Annotated in this window: 1 protein-coding gene and 1 pseudogene; both read right to left on the minus strand. The window is 65.9% G+C overall.

Going from position 1 to position 1,173, the window contains the following annotated elements:
• Window positions 1-438: 438 nt before the first annotated feature.
• Window positions 439-849 carry a type II toxin-antitoxin system VapC family toxin gene (locus tag AC2VON_RS18170; RefSeq protein WP_486954204.1) on the minus strand — a complete coding sequence of 137 codons (411 nt, stop codon included), beginning with the start codon at window positions 847-849 and terminating at the stop codon, window positions 439-441.
• Between the two features lie 79 nt (window positions 850-928).
• Window positions 929-1,173, minus strand: a pseudogene (gene aspA, locus AC2VON_RS18175) (aspartate ammonia-lyase); the annotation flags it as partial.

Genomic DNA, 1,173 nt, shown 5'->3' on the forward strand with positions numbered 1-1,173 from the left:
AACCGCGCCCCGGCGGCCCGATTCTCCGCGCGGGTCGCCGACGTCATCCGATCGACCAACGCCGCCACCTCAATCGTGCTATCGAACATGTCTTCGACCCTAGAGCGGGGGTCCGACATTGATCGGAGCTGCCGCCGGACAGCTGGACACACACACGCCGGCCTGACGCCTCGACCCCGACTGCTCGATGTTCCAGCAAACCAACGGCGTCTAGCACCCCGGACCCAGCCTTAGGTGCCGGACACCCACCACACGCTGTCGACCCGCGCCCGACAGCGGTAGCCACAACTGCGCGGTATCGTAGGCAGAACTGCGCGGTATCGACGTGCGCTTCCGGTACACCTTCACCTACGTCACAGCGCACCTGCCCGACGGCGACACCACCCCACTGATGCGACTTCGCTACCGCGGATCGGCCTCCCGCTGGGGCTTAGCTACTCAGCCCGGGATGATCTCGAAGCGGGTCCTGCCGTGAATCCGGTAAACCCGGAAGTCTGCGTCCAGGGTGAAGATTCGTCGGTCGCCGCGTTCTTCGGCCAGCGCGACGAGAGTGGCGTCGGCGAGGTCCATTGGCTGGTCGGCATATTTGTCCATCAGCGCCGCACTTCGTTCGAGCGTCGCGGTTGCGAGGTCTGCGATGTCCAGCCGCCCGTTCAGCAGCAGCGTCCAGAGGGCATACTGGCCGGCCGCGCCACCGGCTCGACCCAGCACATACATCGCCTCGGTGAACGCCGGCCAGGTGATAACCAGCGGCGGTGTCAGCGTACGGAGTGTCAGGACACACGTTTCGTGGTCGGCTTCGTCGGCATCGATCAACGCGACCAGTGGACCCGCGTCGGTGAGAGTCACCGGCTACGTCGACGCTCGCTGACGGCGTCGACGAAAACTTTTCCGGTCTGACGAGCCCTACCGCCGCCGGCCGCCGCCGTTAGTCCTCTTCCACCTTCGCCATGGCTAGGACGTCCAGCCGCTTGTCGAGTTCGGCCTCGGAGAGTTTGTCGCCGATCAGCCCGCGGTCGATCACGGCCTGGCGGATCGTCTTGTGCTCCTTGAGCGCCTCCTTGGCCACCGCGGCGGCTTCCTCGTAACCGATCGCGGAGTTCAGCGGCGTCACGATCGACGGACTGGATTCGGCCAGCTCGCGCAGATGCTCGACGTTGGCGGTCAGCCCGG

It is taken from the genome of Mycobacterium sp. TH-M82, from assembly GCF_057473605.1.